The organism is Bowmanella dokdonensis, assembly GCF_017254865.1.
GTDB lineage: Bacteria > Pseudomonadota > Gammaproteobacteria > Enterobacterales > Alteromonadaceae > Bowmanella > Bowmanella dokdonensis.
Genome location: NZ_JAFKCV010000301.1, coordinates 1 through 305 on the forward strand (window position 1 = coordinate 1; position 305 = coordinate 305).

Annotated in this window: 1 protein-coding gene; it reads right to left on the reverse strand. The window is 51.1% G+C overall.

The genetic code is table 11. The features are described from left to right. Positions 1–305: TonB-dependent receptor domain-containing protein (locus J0A66_RS22680; RefSeq protein ID WP_206576059.1), on the reverse strand; the 305-nt coding region annotated here is incomplete at both ends.

Below are 305 nucleotides of genomic sequence, written 5' to 3' on the forward strand. Positions count from 1 at the left end.
TAGCCCAGCTCATCTGCCGACAATAAACAACTGCGAGTAGAAAGGTTTTCGTCTAACAGGTTGTTGATGCGACCATGAATGGCCAGATTATCATTAACCTGATAGCGGGCCGCCAGATGCAATAATTCATAGGATTTGTAATACAGCTCCACCGTTTGCGGCCCCTGTGGCCCCTGCACATCGGCGGTACCGCGGAAACGTTTACTGCGCACTTCCCCAACCAGCGACACATTCAAATCATCCAGTACCTGCCAGTTCAACGTAGCATTGAGCATATTCTTAGGCGTGCTGACCAGCGGTAGCCC